Genomic DNA, 17,870 nt, shown 5'->3' with positions numbered 1-17,870 from the left:
ACCTCCGCCAATTACCCAATTCGTATCTTCGTTGAGTTCGAACGCGCAAAGCGTATGCAAGAGAGTACGACCCGGGAAAAAGTCCTCAAACGGATCCGCCAGGCGCTGATCCATAAGACCAATCCGCAGTTTCCGGTCATTGACTGGGAAAAGAATGTCTATTCAGAAGGTCAAGCGGACAGCCTGGAAGAACAATTCGCCGAAGCTTTTCAGAAGATCGGCGGACGATTCGTCTATTGCGAGAACGAACTCGACTTCGCCGAGCAACTGGTTACGCTTGCCAGCGACTCCGGTTGGAAGCAGATCCATTGCACGGAACCCTGGCTGACGGAACTCTTTGACCGGGTCGACTTCCCATACGTCCGGGAGACAAATGAATACCCGGAAGAGATGGTCGGAATTACCGGATGTGAAGCCCTCGTCGCCCGGCTGGGCAGCATCCTCGTCTCCTCCCGCCAGGGCTCCGGACGCAGACTGTTCGTTGCACCGACCATTCACATCATCGTAGCACGCACGCATGACTTGGTGCGCGACCTCAGCGAGGCCCTGGCCCGGGTGAAAGCAAAATACGGTGAACAGTTCCCTTCCTTTGTCGCGTCACTTGCCGGTCCGAGTCGCACCGCCGATATTGAAAAGACCTTGGTTAGTCCGGCACACGGACCGCGGGACATCTATGTGTTCCTGATCGACACCAACGAAGCCTGAATGGAGCCGCAGTGGGAGCGTGTTTATTTCACGGGACAAATTCACCAGGCCGAGATCGCTCGTGAGATCCTGGAAGAAAACAGCATTCCTTCCGTCATCGTCGACAAACGGGATTCCAGCTATCTTGTCGGTGATATTGAATTGTACGTCCGGCCGGAAGACCTTCCGCTCGCCCGGATCATCCTGAAGCAGCACGAACTGTGAACAACCTCACCCAACGCGTCCTCACCGCTATCGTCGGGGCATCCCTCCTGATCGGCGCAATTGTTTACAGCGAGGCCTCCTTCCTGCTCATCCTGTTGTTGATCACGGTCCTGTCACTGGTGGAATTCTACCGGCTCGCGGAAGGCGACGGGATCCGTCCACAGACATCCTTCGGATTGTTGATCGCGGGAATCGTCTTCATCCCGCCGCTGCTGAACACATTCGGCATCGCGCTGAATCTCCTGCCCCTGCTGATCATTACGCCCTTCATTGTCTTCATTCGGGAATTATACACCGGCGCCGAGAAGCCCTTCACCAACATCGCTTACACCCTGCTTGGACAGATCTACCTGGTCGCTCCGCTATTTCTCTTTTACCTGTTCGGCTTCCAGGGCGTTGATCCGACGCAGTACCATTGGGAGAACATCCTGGGCTTCCTTTTCATCCTGTGGGCCAGCGACACCGGCGGCTACTTTGCCGGCCGGTTTCTCGGCAAGCACAAACTCTTCGAACGCGTATCGCCCAAGAAAACATGGGAAGGCTGGATCGGCGGTTTGGTACTCGCCTACGCGGTTGCCTGGATCGTCAGCGGCTATTTTACCAATTTCAATCGCACCGATTGGATGGTCATCGCCGGCCTCATCGTTGTTACCGGAACACTGGGCGATCTGGTGGAATCGCTTTTCAAGCGTAGCATCCAAATCAAGGACTCGGGGAGTTTGCTGCCCGGGCATGGAGGATTTCTGGATCGCTTCGACGGGCTTTTCATTTCCGTCCCGTTCGTGTTTACTTACCTCCTGCTACGCTGATGGGCCAACTCATGCGACGATTTCCGGACGCATGCCTGGCTTTCATCGCACTGGTTTACCTCTTGTTTGTCATTAATGTAAAATTCGGCAAGGATCGGTGGAAAGACATTATCGCCTACGACGGGAAAGGCTACTATGCCTACCTGCCCGCGCTTTGGATCTACCATGATCTGCAATTCAATTTTTATCCGGCGATCGAAGCGAAGTATTATACCGCGGCCGGATATTTCGACTATCGTGAAAAGGTCGGTGATGTACGGCTGAATAAATTCAGCGTGGGTACAGCCGTCATGATGGCGCCGTTCTTTCTTGCCGGCGACCTCTTCGCGCACGCCAGCGGCGCAGCGATCGACGGCTGGTCTTTTCCCTATCAGGCCGCCATCAGTATTGCCGGCATCTTTTACGCATTGCTGGGGCTCGGGCTGTTGAGACGGACTTTCACTGTTTCCGGAGTGCCGGATCTTCCTTCCGGATTGATCCTCTTGAGCCTCGCGTTCGGGACACACTTGTTTTACTACGCCCTGAACGAACCTTCGATGTCGCATGTCTATTCCTTTGCAGCCATAGCAGCCTGGATCTACATCGGCCAACAGTATGCCAGGAGTCCCGACAGATCCCGCATGCTTCAACTTGCCTTCTTACTCGGACTGCTGATCGTCATTCGTCCGGTGAACGGAATGGTGCTGTTTTCACTTCCCTTCATCGCAGGGCGAAACGGGTGGCACAACATCCTGAGTTCGCTGATAAGCCGACCATGGCGGTTGGTCTCCTATGGTTCAATCGTCTTGGGTTGGATGCTGTTTCAGGTGCTGCTGAACTATGCCCAATCAGGAAGTCTGATCCTCTACACGTATGGTGAACAACGACTGGACCTGTTGCATCCACACCTGTTCGATTTTTTGTTGAGCTACCGGAAAGGACTCTTCATTTATACACCCTGGTGTTTACTGGCCGTACTTGTTTCGTTCGTCTTGTTCCGCGATGATCCATGGCGCGCCATCAGCGGCATTGGATTCCTGGTGTTGGTGATCTGGGTGCTATCATCCTGGTCGCTCTGGTGGTACGGCGGAAGCTTTAGCTCGCGTCCCATGGTCGACTACCTGCCGTTCTTTGCACTCTTGTTGGGCGTGGCTTGGTCTGCCCTTCGTAAAAACAGGATAGTCCGGATCGGGTTACCCGCTGTACTGTTCCTCGTTGTTTTCGTCAATCAGGTGCAGACTTATCAGTACCGATACAACATCATCCATTGGGATAGCATGGACCGGGAGCACTATTTCCGGGTGTTCCTGCGGGTGGATCAATTGGGACAAAAAACAAATCCCAATGCCGACCTCCTGGAAAACCGTTGAGTCGAGCACCTATGTTATCAAGATAATCGCCGAAAACACCCTGTTTTAGGCCAATTTCGCGGAATGAACGGGGCGGTTTACCCGAATAAATTCCCCCAATCCCCCGGAATACCTACTTTTGTCGCCCCAATAGGAAAGCAGCATGGCTGTGGCAGAAAAAGCAGCGCAGAAACAAGCGCAACCCAAGGAGACTACCAATCCTTATGAATCCATGATCCAACGGTTCGATGTAGCCGCGAAGATCATCGGTCTCGATGAAGAGACGTACAATATCCTGAAAACCCCGCAACGTCAGTATGTCGTCAGCCTTCCGGTTGCGATGGACAACGGAAAAGTGCAGGTGTTCGAAGGTTACCGCATCATCCACAACACCAGTCGCGGACCGTCGAAAGGCGGCATTCGCTATGCACTGGAAGTCAATCAGGACGAAGTAAAAGCGCTTGCTGCCTGGATGACGTGGAAATGCGCCATCGCCGATATCCCGTATGGCGGTGCGAAAGGCGGTATCACGGTTGACGCTTCCAAACTTTCGCTCGGAGAACTCGAGCGATTGACACGTGCCTACACCCGCGCGATGGTGGACGTTTTCGGCGTCGACAAAGACATCCCTGCTCCCGATGTCGCGACAGGACCGCGCGAGATGGCCTGGATCGTTGATGAATTCTCCCGTATGCAAGGTTCTTTCCAACCGGGTGTCGTGACCGGCAAGCCGCTTCACCTCGGAGGTTCCGAAGGTCGTGTTGAAGCGACCGGACGCGGAGTAAACACCGCGGCGCTCGAAGCCATGCGCCAGATGCGACTCGACCCGCGAAAAGCCACTGCCGCCGTGCAGGGATTCGGCAATGTCGGGAGCATTTCCGCCAAGTACATGGAAGACGCCGGCCTGCGCATTGTCGCCATCAGCGATCATACCGGAGCCTTCTCCAATTCGAAGGGCATTTCCATCGGCGACGCGATCAAATACCGCAACGCCAACAACGGAGTACTGAAAGGATTCACGGGTGGGAAGTTGATCTCCAACGAAGAACTGCTCGCGCTGGATGTGGATGTGCTCGCACCCTGTGCACTGGAAAATCAGATCCGACAAGCCAATGCAGCGGATGTGAAAGCCCAGTTGATCGTGGAAGGCGCCAACGGACCCACTACGGCCGGGGCCGATAAGATCCTGCAGGAAAAGGGCATCATCGTCGTGCCCGATATTCTGGCCAATGGTGGAGGCGTGACCGTTTCCTACATGGAATGGACGCAGAACCGGTTCGGCTACTACTATGCGGAAGACGAAATCAACAAGCGCGCCGACCGTTCCATGTCACGCGCATTCGAGAACGTCTGGGCTGTAGGTAAAAAGTACAAAGTTTCGATGCGCATCGCCGCCTATATCTTCGCGCTGGAGAAAGTCGCCAAGGCGGTTCAGTCGCGCGGCCATTATTGATCTAACCTCACCGGAAAGGCGTCACCCCCGACGCCTTTCTTCTTTTGCATAACTCGCCTCTGCCTATGCGGATCCACAAAGAAGGCTACGCTACGATCTCGCTCACGATCGTCGTCCTCCTCGCCCTCAACCTGCTGGCCGGATTTTTCCTCTCGGAAATCCACCTGTTGCGCCAGTTGTTGTTCGTCGTGTCGATCGTTCTGTTCCTCCTGGTCCTCCAGTTCTTCCGTCACCCGCAACGCAAGATCACCCGGAACGAGAAACAAATCATCGCCCCTGCAGACGGCAAAGTAGTGGTCATTGAAGAAACCCAGGAAGACGAATTCCTGAAAGATCGCCGCATCCAGGTCTCGATCTTCATGTCACCTGTCAACGTACACGTGAACCGCTACCCGATGAGCGGCAAGGTCGTGTACAGCCGCTACCATCCCGGTTTATACCTGGTAGCCTGGCATCCGAAGTCGTCCACCGAGAACGAGCGCACCACGGTCGTCATCGAAAACGGAGCCAAGACGCAGGTACTGCTGCGTCAGATCGCCGGCGCTTTGGCCCGACGCATCGTTTGTTACCCGCAGGATGGTTGGATGGTAAAACAAGGAGAAGAGATGGGCTTCATCAAGTTCGGTTCCCGCGTCGACCTTTTCCTACCGCTCGACGCGAAGATCAAGGTGCAGCTGGATCAGAAAACGCGCGGCGGCGAAACCGTCATCGCGGAACTTGCCTGATCGGCCCTTCGATCATTTTACGAAATATCTTTTTAAGGCCTTCGCGCTGTTCCGCTGCGCGTATCGACCGTTTGTCCGTCACCTACCGTGAAGGAGAAACTCAGCGTGTTGTTTGAATTATACCGACCGCTGCCTTCTATGGTATCACCGGAGATGATGGTGCGGATGAACGAAAAATCCGATCCGCTGACCGTTGCAGGAATGAAGGTGCCACTGCCGTAGCCATCAAAATTCTCGAACAAGACCTGATCCGGCGCGCTGTTCGAGGCGGTAATGGTCATGTTGAAGTTGATTGAACCCTGCACCGAACCGGTTGATTGTCCCAGCCAGTCGCCCAGGAATTTTTCCCGGTCGTTACCGGAAATGTCTCCGTCATCGGTCTTTTCACACGAACTGAGTCCGAATACGATCAGGCAACAAAGCAGTCCGGGAAGCAGGATGCGTTTCATGGGATGAAGATAAGCAGGGAACAGCCGCGATAAAGCAAGCACTATGCCGGAAAAAAGAACGGGCGAAGGTGAAGAACCCACGCCCGTATCCGTTGCATACCGTCGTTTATTTGAGTCGGCTTCCCAGGTCGAGCCGGAACTTCCGGGCGGTATCGAGCGCAATATCGTAACCCGCGTCCGCATGGCGGATGACGCCCATTGCCGGATCGTTGTGCAAGACGCGCTCGAGGCGCCGCTTTGCTTCTTCCGTTCCGTCAGCGACGATGACCATACCGGCGTGGATGGAATATCCCATACCGACTCCGCCGCCGTGGTGGAGCGAAACCCAACTCGCACCACCTGCCGTGTTGATCAAGGCGTTCAGGAGTGGCCAGTCAGCGATCGCGTCGGACCCATCCAGCATGGCTTCGGTTTCCCGGTTGGGAGATGCCACTGAACCCGTATCGAGGTGGTCACGGCCGATCACGATGGGCCCTTTGACTTTGCCCGTTCTTACCAGTTCATTGAAGGCAAGCCCGGCCTTCGCTCGCTCACCCATGCCGAGCCAGCAGATACGCGCCGGCAATCCCTGGAAGGCGATACGCTCCTGCGCCATCCGGATCCAGCGATGGAGGGAAGTGTTCTCCGGAAAAAGTTCGAGAATCACTTTGTCGGTCTCTGCGATATCCTGAGGATCACCCGACAGGGCTGCCCACCGGAACGGTCCTTTGCCTTCGCAGAAGAGCGGACGGATGTAAGCCGGAACGAAACCGGGGAAATCAAACGCGTTCTGAACGCCGCGCTCCTGTGCGCGTGCGCGCAGGTTATTACCGTAATCAAACGTGATGGCGCCTTGCTGTTGCAAATCCAGCATCAGGCGCACGTGCTCGGCCATGGCGTCGTAAGCCAGGTCGATGTATTGCTTCGGGCTCGATTCACGCATCACATTGGCCTCGGCGATCGTCAGCCCTTCGGGCAGATATCCTACCAGGGGATCGTGTGCGGATGTCTGATCGGTCAATACGTCCGGTACGATACCACGCTGCTTCAGACGTTGCAGCATATGAACCGCGGTACAAATGACGCCGATCGACTTATTCTCCCCCTTGGCTTTGAACTCCAGGGCAAGGTCGATGGCTTTGTCGAGGTCGTGCTCGATGATATCGAGGTAGCGGGTTTCCACGCGCTTCTGTGCACGCCACTCCTCCACTTCAGCGGCAAGGCAGACGCCTTCCGCCATGGTGATGGCCAAGGGTTGCGCACCGCCCATTCCGCCAAGGCCCGCGGTAACACAGAGTCGGCCCTTGAGGGACCCGCCGAAGTGTTTTTCGGCAACCGCGTTGAAGGTCTCATACGTTCCCTGCACGATTCCCTGTGAGCCGATGTAGATCCAGGACCCGGCGGTCATCTGACCGTACATGATGAGTCCTTTTTTCTCCAGTTCGTCAAAGACGTCCCAGGTAGCCCACTTAGGAACCAACTGTGAATTACTGATCAGGACCCGCGGCGCGTCACGATGCGTCGGAAGAATACCGACCGGCTTTCCGCTTTGGACTAGCAGCGTTTCATCGTCGCGCAAGTCCTTCAACGCTTTTACGATCAGCTCGAAGCTCTCCACATTCCGCGCCGCCTTTCCACGGCCGCCGTACACGACCAGGTCTTCGGGCCGTTCGGCCACTTCCGGATCAAGGTTGTTCAACAACATCCGAAGTGCGGCTTCCTGGATCCAGCCTTTACAACTGAGGAGGGTGCCGTGCGGCGTTTTTGTTTTCGTCAGGTCGAGCTTTTCGGTGCCTAGGGTCTTTGACATAGCTGCAGTGTCAGGATGGGTATTTTCGCTTCTTGGTGTCGTCCTTCTTCCTCCACGGACAATGGCGGCAACCGCTTTGACAACAGTAACCCCGCTTGAGGTGGTATTTTTCGGTAAAGACGACGTAGCCTTCCGGAGAGAGGTAATAGTCTTCAGGATCGAACTTGTCTGTGAACTTCATGGGTCCGCAAATCTTCGGATCACGCCGTCGGGAAATGAACGGTAAATTTTAGCAAATTTAAGCAATCCGACAGCCTTCTCCAATGTCGGAATATGCTGATTATTATGCCGTTAGCCTTACCCGAACAGCGGATCATCCAGACTGTATCGCTTCCGAACAAGGAAATCGGGCTATTTGTTCAGCGCGACGATCTGTCGGACCCCTGGTTGGGCGGAAACAAAGTTTACAAACTCCGCGAAAACCTGATGGCCTTTCGCCGTTCAGGAAAAAAGGCCCTGCTTACATTCGGCGGGGCCTGGTCGAACCATCTGGTTGCTACTGCGGAACTCTGCCGCCGCGCAGGAATTCCCGTTGTTGGGATCGTCCGGGGCGAAGAGAACCGGAATCCGCGACTCGACTTTCTTCGTTCGGCGGGCATGCGATTGGTCTTCTCCGAGCGCGAACAATATCGGCGCAAAGAAGACGAAGCATCGCAGACTTTCTACTGCCAGGCTGCCGCACGGGAACTGGACTGTTCGCCATCGGATTTCCAGGTAGTTCCTGAAGGTGGCTCGAATGAAGCCGGCTTCCAGGGAAGTAAACGGATCCTGGATCCGGCGATCTCTTCGACCTTCACCCATGTTGTAGTGGCCTGTGGAACCGGAACGACGCTTGCCGGACTCACGGCATCCTTGCTACCGCATCAACAGGCCATCGGGATCGCGGTGGTGCATGATCTGAAGAATATCCGTGAACGGCTTCGCACGTTCGGGGTAAAGGACGAGCGCTATATCCTCCTCGACGATTTCGTCTTTGGCGGATATGCCAAAAAAAATGCGGAGCTGCTCGAATTTTGTACCCAATTCGGGGTTGATACAGGCATCCCCATCGAACCCGTCTATACCGGAAAAGCATTTTTTGCGGTTATCCGGATGATCAACGAAAACTACTTCCCTAAAGGCAGTAAGGTGCTGATCATCCACACGGGTGGCTTGTATCCGTGCGATGCAGCATTCGAAATCTGCACAAGTAGCAAATTGGCTGTATCCAATTCGTAAAATTGCCGTTCAAAGGGATAAGAAAATAGCCCTGGATTCCGTTATGTCTTTCGTGAAATGCTTCCGCCGAATTTTACCCGCCGCCCTGTCGGTGCTGTCCGCCTTTTCGGCGGGTGCCAGTGACGCGGTAAAACTGACCCGGACCGAGTATATCAGCCTGTACAAGGACGATGCGATCCGGGAAATGTATCGTTCGGGCGTTCCGGCCAGCATTACACTTGCCCAGGCCTGCCTCGAATCAAGTGACGGCAACAGTCCGCTGGCAAAAGTGGCGAATAACCACTTTGGCATTAAGTGTTCCAACTGGGACGGCCCGGGCTATTACCAGGACGACGACAAGCCGAATGAATGTTTTCGGAAATACAACTCGGTCTTTGAATCCTTCGACGACCATTCGAATTTCTTGAAGACCCGTCCGCGCTATTCCTTTTTATTCGAACTCAATCGTACCGATTACAAAGGTTGGGCGCACGGTCTGAAGAAGGCCGGCTACGCAACTGATCCGACCTACGCGAACCGACTCATCAAGATCATTGAAGAGCACAACCTGCACGTCTACGATCTTGCAGAGAATCCGGAAAACCGGCCGATCGCCAGCACCAACACCATCGTTCCGGTGGAGGCACGTCCCCTCCCACCCGTTGAAAACACGGTACGTGAGCAACGGGTGTTTGTCCCCAGTGTTGAGCCGGTGGACATGTTCTCCAACCGCCGCATCGAACGGAACAACGGGGTGGAGTTCATTCGTGCGCGCAAGGGCGATACGTTCGAGTCACTTTCCCGTGAATTGAGCTACGGATATTGGCAATTGCCTAAATACAACGAACTGCCCGAGAACACCCCGTTATTCGAAGGACAGATCATTTACATCAAACCGAAAAAACGCGACGCGGATACTCGTTTCTACGTTGTAAAACCCGGTGATACCGTCCATTCCGTTTCCCAGGAACTTGGTATGAAGACCCGTTTTCTTTGCAAGTACAACGAGCTGGAAGAATCGGCCAGCCTTGCACCGGGCACACGACTTCAGGTAGCGGAATAAGTTCCGTTCAGAACGTGATCCTTACGAAGTACAGTTTATTCTGCCGGTAAGCGGGCAGCAGCAGCGTTTCCTCGTCGACCTGTTTACCGGATCGCGGGATGATGGCGACGCGCTCCACTTCATTGAAAAGCGTTTCCGTCCGTTGCGCGCCTTTTCCGTCAACGATCGATAACAGCACGGACGAATCGTCGTCGATGTATTTATTGAAGAGGGAATACTGCATTCCATTGGAAACGACGGAACAGTAGGACGAATAGTAGCCACTATCGTCGATCGAATTCTGGTCCTTTTGAACCACGTTGCTCCAGGAGATACTGCCGGCGGGATCCATGGAGATCAGCAGGATGTTGCCGAAATGGTAATAGTAATGCGTCACACTGGCCTGCATGTAGAAATCCCAATACGTACGAGTGGTCTGGTAAAAGGACTCCGCGACGATCACCGCGCCCCCGTCGTTACGCAGGATGATCCGGTCGATCGAGTAGTTGACCAACTCCCCACTGCCCCGGTCACGGCGATCGCCGGACGTTTTACGCACGAACTCCTGGCTGAAGGGAGCCGTCAAAACCCGCGTGGTCGCGAGCGCATCCTCTTCCAGGCCGTAATAGAAAACACCGGACGTCGTGTAGTTGGTTTTATCCGAGTAAAAACCTGCGACGACAATTCGGTTATTGCGGTTATCGGCCGCCAGCGAAACATCCGTCAGAAAACGATCCTGCACTTTGATCTCCTGATTGACCAGGCGATCACCGGAATGCTGATAACCCAAGAGGCGGTAATAGCTCTCTCCTGGCGCTTTGACTTTCTTGTCTGTCAGGAACTCGATGCCAAGAATGTAGAAGTTCCCCCGTTCGGTGAGCACATAACGAAGCGGTGAAAACCGGGGCTGTTCGGTATCGACCGGGATCTCTTTCCGGTAGAGCAACGACAATGCAGTATCGAGCAACACCGCTTCGAACGATTGTCTCGAACCATCCGATGGGACTTTTCGGTAGGTGAAAACGAACTGTGATTCGTCACGATTCAGCAGAATACCCGGCTTGTTGTCTTCATCGAGCCTGCTTACCGCGACGGTATCGATCAGGACTGGGGTGCCGATGTAGGCTGCACCCGTGCCAAGATACTGGGCATAGAAGCGAAACTGTCGGGTGGACTTATCCTGCCCATAGGAAACCACCAGGACGCGGCCATTGACCACCTTGATATCTGCGAATCGGGTATCATCCGATTGGGCGTTGAGTTCGCCTTCCCATCGCAGCGCCATTTCCATGGAAAAGTACTGAAGGAAATACTTCCGACTGCGCAGTCCTGCCCGATCGCGGTCGGTATCAAGGCTGATGTTGCTGCGCAATACGAAAAACCCTTCGTCATCGCCTCCGATGATCTTGAGGTAGGGGAATTTCGGGTTTTCTGGAAGCGTTGGCGACCACTTTATCTCCCTGCCAAAGCCGGGAAAAGCACCAATCAAGGTCAATAAAATCAGTGTACGTGAAAAAATTCCCAGCATAAAGCACTATCCATTTCGGATTCCAAAATTACTACTTTTAAGAAGGATTCCGTGGACTCGGCATCAACCCTTCGATCTTTATCAAATTTCAAGAACATGCGACAACATTCACTTTTGACAACAATGTTTTTCCTGTTGGCGTTCTCGGCTTTTGCCACTCAAACAACTCAAGACCGGAAGCTTCCCTTCGAAAAAGAAAGCGAAATCGCAGCATCGAATGGAGGTTTGTCAGTCCAGTTCATACTTGATGTTCCCGATTGCGATTCGCTTTGTATCGGACAATTCTCCTGCTTCGTGCAAGGCGGTGTACCACCCTTCACTTATAGTTGGTCGACCGGCTCAATAGACAGTTTCACTACGGGCGTTTGCGCACAATCCCAGATCAGTCTATACGTCGAGGACTCCGTAGGCGATTGGGTCAACACGGTATATTTCGTTCCACAGCCCTTACGGTTCCTGGTGACGACCACCCCGGCCAGTTGCGCAACATGCTGCGACGGCAGCGGACTTGGAACCGTCAGCACTTCGTGCTCGCTCCCCGTTACTTATCTTTGGAATCCTGGCATGGTTACTCTTCCCACCATAAATAACATGTGCGGGAATATCACTTATAGCCTATGCGTTACGGATGTATGTGGATGCACCTTATGCGACACACTAATACTCTGCGGGTTTCCTGCCGGGACCTCTAACCTCATCGCCGATCGGCCAGTATTCCAGGCAACCTATGCATCAGCCGGTCAATGCATCATGGCTTCCCTATTGGATGGACCATCCACCGCGCAGTTCGACTTATATGATCTTCAAGGCAGAAAGATCCTGCAATCGACTCTGGAGAAAAGCGAAACCAGAAGCATCAACGCGGCCGCCCTGGCTTCCGGAACTTATCTTGTCGTGGTAAGCGATGAAAATCGTCTGCTCGGAAATCAACTGCTCGTCATACCCTGACTACTTCCTGTTCCATGATGCGTAAATCTGGTATAAGCCTTCTCGTATTTCAAATCTTCCTGCTGATCCAAGCGGAAGCGCAATCGCCCGACCTTACCCGTCTGACCGACTGGATGGCCGGATCTTACAGCAGTGAGGCGCAGCACTTACGCGACACTGCCAACTATTTCGACATCCGTTTGCTGATGGCTCCTATCTGGAAAGAACGATCGGATGGTCATTGGTTTTACGTGGAGCAGGCCGTTGCCGATTACCTTGATAAACCCTACCGCCAACGGGTTTACCGCATCCACGAAATCGAACCCGGTGTTTTCGAGAGCGTCATATACACCCTGCAGGAACCCTTGCGTTTCACCCACCATCCGGAACTGCTGGAGAAACTTCCAATTGACAGTCTGACCGAGAAGAAAGGATGCTCCGTAATACTGCGAAAGCAAGCCGACGGACAGTTCGCCGGAAGCACGGTGGGTAAGCAATGTCCGAGCGACCGAAAGGGCGCTGCCTATGCTACCTCGGAAGTAACGATCACCCCGGAACGTTTGCTTTCCTGGGACCGTGGTTATAACGAAAAAGACGAGCAGGTCTGGGGCGCGGAGAAAGGCGGTTACGAATTCGTCAAGTTGAAGGGTCGCTAACGCGCTTTCCCGCTTGTACTATAGTCCTTCCAAAATAGTGGACGGCAGGGTTTGACCCGCGCCTGTAAAACCCGGTCCAATACGTCCGGGCATTTTCGTACGAACTGCTGGATGTCCTGCTCCGATTCGGCCTCCATGAGGGACACGATGCCGCTTCCATTTTCAAAGGAGGCTGCCATGACCAGGGAACCTTCGCGGAAGGCTTTTTGCAAATACAATTCGTGCCTGCTCAGATCGACCGATTGAAAGGTGCGTTGCGCAGGAAATGATTCGCCCATCGTCCACAAGACGAAGTAAAGGCGCTTGAGCGAGGCAGAACGCTCGTCCACGGGTGGGGGTTGCATGGCCGGAAGCATTATGAAGGCCGAAGGAAATACATCGGGCACCGACAAGTTTCACGGAAGTGTTAGGGATTGTCAGGGATGGATCATTTTGCGGTGGTGGGTGAAGAGGAGGTTAGTGAATAGTGAACAGTGAATAGTGAATTTTACCTGCCGAAGCATTAGCGTAGGCAGGAGTGAATAGTGAGGCTGAAAACCTCACTTCAGGTTTTTATACAGAAATGAACAGACGGAATAAATATTAATGGGATTTGGAAATACTTTGCGATTTCATGCTTAGCATGTAACAGGCGACAAGAATTGTAACCATGGCGGAGGTTCCGAAGGCCACAAAGGGTCCAAAGACGGTCCAGAGTATACCGGTCAGCGTGCTGGATAACAGCGTCGCGATACTTTGGAAAGCGGTAAATGTACCAACCGCTGTTGCTGTGTCCTTTTTTTCGCACACAGTCGTTATCCACGCTTTGGCAATACTTTCGGTTGCCGCGGCATAGATTCCATAGAAGGCGAGAAGAATCATGTAAATCTCAATCGAAGAACTCACAGCGAAGCCTGCATACACTCCTGCAAACAAAAACAAACCCATCACCAGCACATTTCGAAAACCGAAACGATCAGCGACCATTCCAAGCGGATAAGCTGCCAGCGCGTAAATGAGATTATAGAAGCAATAAGCGCCGATCACTGCCGGATCGCTCATTCCCGATTCGCGCATCCGCAACAAAAGAAAAATATCCGAACTGTTGACGAGTGCAAAGACCAGCAGCGCTGCGACGAGTTTACGATATGCCGGATCCGCAATTCGCCAATAGCGAGTAAAATCAAGGAACCGAACCGGCGAAACCGTTTTTGCCTGATTCTGGGCTCTTCTTTCACGCAGAAACATGGTAAGTACGATAGCCCCAAAACCAGGCAGAAACGCAAGTAGAAACAAGTGTCTATATGCGCCCGGGTGATAACTCAAATAGAGCAAGGCAACCAGCGGACCAAGTACCGCACCGATCGTGTCCATTGCTCGATGGAATCCGAACACACGAGCCTTTGTTGCAACCGAAGCGTCAGCCGACAGCAATGCGTCGCGGGCACCGGTTCGTATCCCTTTGCCGACGCGATCGATGGTCCGGGCAAAGAAGACGCCAACCGGACGAACAGTAATCGCAAACAGAGGTTTGGAAATGGCACTCAAAGCATAACCCCATTGGACAAATGGCAGCCTGCGCCCCTTCACATCGCTCAGATGTCCGAAATAACCTTTACTCAAACCTGCTATCGCCTCCGCAATGCCTTCCAGCAATCCGATCAACGCCATGGAAAAACCAATCGAACGCAGGTATCCGGGCATGACAGGATACAAAAGCTCACTGGCGAGGTCCGTACACAGGCTTATCAGAGAAAGCAGCAGAACGTTTCTGGATATCAATCTGGACATCGTATGCTTATAATCCGGGTTGGAACGCTGAACTTCGTTTGAAGCGAAAAAATACGTCCAAGTTTTTAGGAAATGATCGAAACAGCTATATTTGCACTCCTTTTTCAACAAAATCCGCCGACTTTGATTGTGCTAAACTGTTGAAAAAGAGATCATTGGGAGCATAGCTCAGCTGGTTCAGAGCATCTGCCTTACAAGCAGAGGGTCACAGGTTCGAACCCTGTTGCTCCCACAAAACGGAAACCCACCCTTGCGGTGGGTTTCTGCATTTATGGGGTAGTTGTATATACTATACAGCAAAAAAGCTGATCGGTTCTATATCGGGAGCACGGCCTATCCTGTTGAGCAGCGGTTGCGCAAACACCTCACGAATCACAGAGGTTATACATCCCGGTTCAAAGATTGGGTTATCGCATACAAGGAGCTTTATGGAACATACAACGAAGCCAGGAAACGGGAAATGGAACTGAAGCGATCGAAAGATCGCTAGTTACTCGAGCGATTGATTTCAGCAGGGGCAGAGCATCCCGGCTAACAGCCGGGAGGGTCACAGAGCCTGTCCCGGTTTACCGGGATTCGAACCCTGTTGCTCCCACAAAACGGAAACCCACCCTTTTTTTTATCGGCTGTTTGGGCACCAGCTAGCCTCTCTGGCTAAACCATCAGCTTATTTGACTTGCCTTCATCGCCTCCGCTACTACAAAGGTGCTGCCGGCGATGAGTATGAGATCCCGCTCGTTCGCCGATCGCATGGCGGAGGCTAAGGCCAGGGCTACGCTTGGATAGGCTTCTGCGCGAAGTCCGTGTTCGCGTAGTGCCTGGCACAGGGATGCCGCATCACGTCCTCTGGGCAAGTCCGGTTTGCAACAGTAGTAAGTGGCTGCGGCAGGCAACAAGGGTAGAATGCCCGAAAGGTCTTTGTCTTCAACCACACCGATCACCCAGTGTAAGTCCGTATGATTTTCATGCTCCAATTGTAGGAGGATCTCCCGAATGCCATCAAGGTTGTGACCTACATCCGCGATCACCTTCGGTTGTTCTTTCAGCAACTGCCAGCGTCCCATCAAACCGGTCAGACTCCTGACATCCCGTAATCCGCGCGCGACTGCAGCCTCCGGTATCTTCCAGCCCATTTCGCGCAATCGATAGATCGTCGCTAAAACACCCGCTACATTCTTGGTCTGGTACCGACCCGGCAATCCGATTGTATAATGCAACTGCACCGCACCTTCACGCTCGACCGACACGTTCAGGTCGCGCCCATCTCCTCCAATCGCTTCAACCTTGTACTCCTGATCCGCAACGCAGCTGTTTGAACCGGCGCGCTGAGCCGCGGATGTAAGGACATGGATGGTTTCAAGCTGACCTTCGCTGATGATCACCGGCACTCCCGGTTTAATGATACCGGCCTTTTCCGCCGCGATCTTCTCCAGGGTGTCACCCAGCAAATTCATGTGGTCCCAACCGATGTTGGTGATGAGTGCCACTTCCGGAGTAATCACATTGGTAGAGTCCAACCGACCGCCTAAGCCGGTCTCGATGATGGCGATGTCGACCTGTTCGTTCCTGAAATAATCGAACGCCAGGGCTACCGTCCATTCAAAGAAAGAAGGCTGGATGCGATCGAAAGCGGCGCGGTGAGCTTGAACGAATCCGGTCACCACCTCCTCCGGAACCATGCCACCGTTGACACGGATGCGCTCACGAAAGTCGAGTAAGTGCGGCGATGTATACAGACCGGTCTTGTAACCGGCGGCCTGCAGAACCGCTGCCAGCATATGCGAACTGGAGCCCTTACCGTTCGTTCCTGCCACGTGCACTGAACGGAATCCCTGCTCGGGATGGTCCAGCAATTCCATCAGGTGGTGTGTGTTGTCCAGGTTAGCCTTGTAGGCCACCGCGCCAACCCGATGAAACATCGGGAGACAGGAATACAGGTAGTCGAGGACCTCGGGATAGGTCATAGCCGGCAACAAAGAAAAGAAGGATTCCCCTACCCGAAGCGGGTTATTGTACGAGGAAGATGAAGGTCATGGTCCCCTTCTGGATATCGGCTCCGTCGGGACTGGGACTGAATTCGGCTTTCATGGCGGCCTCTTTCGCCAGGCGATACAGATACGAGCTGGTGGTCGTAGAACCACGACCGCCGGGGATGGCGCTGGTTACATGTCCATTCTTATCAACGGTAATTTCGACGACCACCTTGCCGGTCTCCTGCGAGCGATCGTTGACCTGCGGCTTCCGCGTCATGCGACGGCCTGCGAGGTCGAAGGAGAATCCATCGCCCTTACCACCGCCGGTACCTTTTCCGTCGCCACCGCCTTCTCCTCCACCGGTACCACTGCCCTTGCCGTAGTACTTCGAATTCGGATCACCCGTTGGGTCGCCCTGATCACCGGTGCCCTGACCGGTACCCTGGTTGCCGGTACCGGTCTTCGGACCTTTATACAAAGCACGGCTGTCCACCACGCGAACCGGTTCCGTTTTCACCGGCTGGGTCTTCGGCGTCGTCTCGCGGGGTGTCTTGGGACTGGTCTTGGCCGGGTCGGGTTTCTCTTTGGCAATTGGCGACTCTTCGATCTCCTGCGTCGCGAACTGTTCGTCCGGCGAAGGGACAGGAACCGAAGCCGACAGATTGGGATCCTCCGTGGTATTCGGCGACATGGGTTGCACTTCTCCACTCGCTTCGTCCACGTAGCCAATGTTCACGATCACTCCGCCTCCGCCTCCTGTTTCAGGAAAAGGAGGAATGGGTGTCGACATGACCGTAAACAACAGGATGAGAAACAACAACCCGTGTACGAGTACGGAAATGAGGATGGAGCGCGAACGAATGCCGGCTTCCGTAGCCATTTACTGCTGCTTGGAGGTTTGGGTGGCAAGCACCATTTTCACTTTTTTCCGGTTGCCGATATCGAGCAGGTCGACCAGATTCTGAACCTGGACGGTCTTGTCGACTTTCAGCAGCGCGGTCGGGTCGGGCTGGCCTTTGATGGCCTGTTCGATCGCCGCTTCCAGCTGATCCGCCGGAACCGGCGTATTGTTGATGGCATACTGCAGATCCGCTGTCACCGAAATGGTCAAGGGGTGCTTGACGCTCTGGCTGCTGCTCTTGGCCGACGGAAGCAGGAGCTTCAGTACGTTCGGCGTTGCCAGCGTAGAGGTGATCAGGAAGAAGAGCAGGAGAAAGAACATGATATCGTTCAACGAAGCGGTGTACACTTCGCCGACGAGTCGGTTTCTTCTGCGGAAGTTCATGGTAGTGGTTGTCGGAGATCCGGAACTGCG

General features: G+C 53.9%; 20 protein-coding genes and 1 tRNA gene. 12 read left to right on the top strand and 9 right to left on the bottom strand.

Annotated features, from left to right (window positions below):
* Positions 1-54 precede the first annotated feature (54 nt).
* From IPJ96_04800 to IPJ96_04775, 6 genes are all read left to right on the top strand, one after another.
* Entirely contained in the window at positions 55-705 is a 651-nt protein-coding gene (locus tag IPJ96_04800; GenBank protein ID MBK7909667.1) for an LUD domain-containing protein, read from the top strand.
* Positions 706-909: a DUF2007 domain-containing protein gene (locus IPJ96_04795; GenBank protein ID MBK7909666.1), complete on the top strand. Its 204-nt coding sequence runs from the start codon at positions 706-708 to the stop codon at positions 907-909. It abuts the gene before it with no gap.
* Positions 906-1,718, top strand: a complete 813-nt coding sequence (locus IPJ96_04790; GenBank protein MBK7909665.1) for a phosphatidate cytidylyltransferase — start codon at positions 906-908, stop codon at positions 1,716-1,718. Before IPJ96_04795 ends, IPJ96_04790 begins: the two co-directional genes overlap by 4 nt.
* Positions 1,718-3,067 carry a hypothetical protein gene (locus IPJ96_04785; GenBank protein ID MBK7909664.1) on the top strand — a complete coding sequence of 450 codons (1,350 nt, stop codon included), beginning with the start codon at positions 1,718-1,720 and terminating at the stop codon, positions 3,065-3,067. The genes IPJ96_04790 and IPJ96_04785 overlap by 1 nt, the downstream gene beginning before the upstream one ends.
* Before the next feature lie 142 nt (positions 3,068-3,209).
* On the top strand, positions 3,210-4,499 hold the full coding sequence (locus IPJ96_04780; protein ID MBK7909663.1) for a Glu/Leu/Phe/Val dehydrogenase: 1,290 nt from the start codon (positions 3,210-3,212) through the stop codon (positions 4,497-4,499).
* 65 nt (positions 4,500-4,564) lie between these two features.
* A complete protein-coding gene (locus IPJ96_04775; GenBank protein ID MBK7909662.1) occupies positions 4,565-5,224 on the top strand; it encodes a phosphatidylserine decarboxylase family protein in 660 nt (219 codons plus the stop codon).
* 32 nt (positions 5,225-5,256) lie between these two features.
* On the opposite strand, the gene IPJ96_04770 is transcribed toward IPJ96_04775, so the two are convergent.
* From IPJ96_04770 to IPJ96_04760, 3 genes are all read right to left on the bottom strand, one after another.
* Complete coding sequence (locus IPJ96_04770) at positions 5,257-5,673, bottom strand: hypothetical protein (GenBank protein MBK7909661.1); 417 nt, start codon at positions 5,671-5,673, stop codon at positions 5,257-5,259.
* Positions 5,674-5,779: 106 nt separating this feature from the next.
* Entirely contained in the window at positions 5,780-7,462 is a 1,683-nt protein-coding gene (gene hutU, locus IPJ96_04765; protein ID MBK7909660.1) for a urocanate hydratase, read from the bottom strand.
* Positions 7,463-7,472: 10 nt separating this feature from the next.
* Entirely contained in the window at positions 7,473-7,643 is a 171-nt protein-coding gene (locus IPJ96_04760) for a hypothetical protein (protein ID MBK7909659.1), read from the bottom strand.
* Positions 7,644-7,747: 104 nt separating this feature from the next.
* On the opposite strand from IPJ96_04760, the gene IPJ96_04755 reads away from it, so the two are divergent.
* Both IPJ96_04755 and IPJ96_04750 read left to right on the top strand, forming a co-directional pair.
* Positions 7,748-8,680 (top strand): pyridoxal-phosphate dependent enzyme, encoded by a 933-nt coding sequence (locus tag IPJ96_04755; GenBank protein ID MBK7909658.1) that lies wholly within the window; start codon positions 7,748-7,750, stop codon positions 8,678-8,680.
* 43 nt (positions 8,681-8,723) lie between these two features.
* A complete protein-coding gene (locus IPJ96_04750; protein MBK7909657.1) occupies positions 8,724-9,722 on the top strand; it encodes a glucosaminidase domain-containing protein in 999 nt (332 codons plus the stop codon).
* A gap of 7 nt (positions 9,723-9,729) precedes the next feature.
* Here IPJ96_04750 and IPJ96_04745 read toward each other — a convergent pair whose 3' ends face one another.
* A complete protein-coding gene (locus IPJ96_04745; GenBank protein MBK7909656.1) occupies positions 9,730-11,196 on the bottom strand; it encodes a hypothetical protein in 1,467 nt (488 codons plus the stop codon).
* 156 nt (positions 11,197-11,352) lie between these two features.
* Between IPJ96_04745 and IPJ96_04740 the strand changes: the two genes are divergently transcribed.
* A complete protein-coding gene (locus IPJ96_04740) occupies positions 11,353-12,177 on the top strand; it encodes a T9SS type A sorting domain-containing protein (protein ID MBK7909655.1) in 825 nt (274 codons plus the stop codon).
* A 14-nt stretch (positions 12,178-12,191) separates the two neighbouring features.
* The gene (locus IPJ96_04735; GenBank protein ID MBK7909654.1) at positions 12,192-12,812 is read left to right on the top strand and encodes a chromophore lyase CpcT/CpeT; all 621 of its coding nucleotides are present in this window, start codon (positions 12,192-12,194) and stop codon (positions 12,810-12,812) included.
* On the opposite strand, the gene IPJ96_04730 is transcribed toward IPJ96_04735, so the two are convergent.
* Both IPJ96_04730 and IPJ96_04725 read right to left on the bottom strand, forming a co-directional pair.
* A complete protein-coding gene (locus IPJ96_04730) occupies positions 12,809-13,156 on the bottom strand; it encodes a hypothetical protein (protein ID MBK7909653.1) in 348 nt (115 codons plus the stop codon). The genes IPJ96_04735 and IPJ96_04730 overlap by 4 nt on opposite strands.
* 238 nt (positions 13,157-13,394) lie before the next feature.
* Positions 13,395-14,582 carry an MFS transporter gene (locus tag IPJ96_04725; protein ID MBK7909652.1) on the bottom strand — a complete coding sequence of 396 codons (1,188 nt, stop codon included), beginning with the start codon at positions 14,580-14,582 and terminating at the stop codon, positions 13,395-13,397.
* Between the two features lie 157 nt (positions 14,583-14,739).
* Here IPJ96_04725 and IPJ96_04720 point away from each other — a divergent pair.
* Positions 14,740-14,814 (top strand) — tRNA-Val (locus IPJ96_04720).
* A gap of 48 nt (positions 14,815-14,862) precedes the next feature.
* Positions 14,863-15,072: a GIY-YIG nuclease family protein gene (locus tag IPJ96_04715; GenBank protein MBK7909651.1), complete on the top strand. Its 210-nt coding sequence runs from the start codon at positions 14,863-14,865 to the stop codon at positions 15,070-15,072.
* A gap of 172 nt (positions 15,073-15,244) precedes the next feature.
* Here IPJ96_04715 and IPJ96_04710 read toward each other — a convergent pair whose 3' ends face one another.
* From IPJ96_04710 to IPJ96_04700, 3 genes are read right to left on the bottom strand one after another with little or no spacing between them, the layout of a single operon-like run.
* A complete protein-coding gene (locus IPJ96_04710; GenBank protein ID MBK7909650.1) occupies positions 15,245-16,546 on the bottom strand; it encodes a bifunctional folylpolyglutamate synthase/dihydrofolate synthase in 1,302 nt (433 codons plus the stop codon).
* Positions 16,547-16,589: 43 nt separating this feature from the next.
* On the bottom strand, positions 16,590-17,435 hold the full coding sequence (locus IPJ96_04705; GenBank protein MBK7909649.1) for a TonB family protein: 846 nt from the start codon (positions 17,433-17,435) through the stop codon (positions 16,590-16,592).
* Positions 17,436-17,840, bottom strand: coding sequence for a biopolymer transporter ExbD (locus tag IPJ96_04700; GenBank protein ID MBK7909648.1), 405 nt, complete (start codon positions 17,838-17,840; stop codon positions 17,436-17,438).
* Positions 17,841-17,870: the final 30 nt, after the last annotated feature.

It is taken from the genome of Bacteroidota bacterium (genome assembly GCA_016713765.1).
Lineage (GTDB): Bacteria > Bacteroidota > Bacteroidia > AKYH767-A > 2013-40CM-41-45 > Pollutiaquabacter > Pollutiaquabacter aromativorans.
This window is presented reverse-complemented; position numbering and strand designations above follow the sequence as displayed.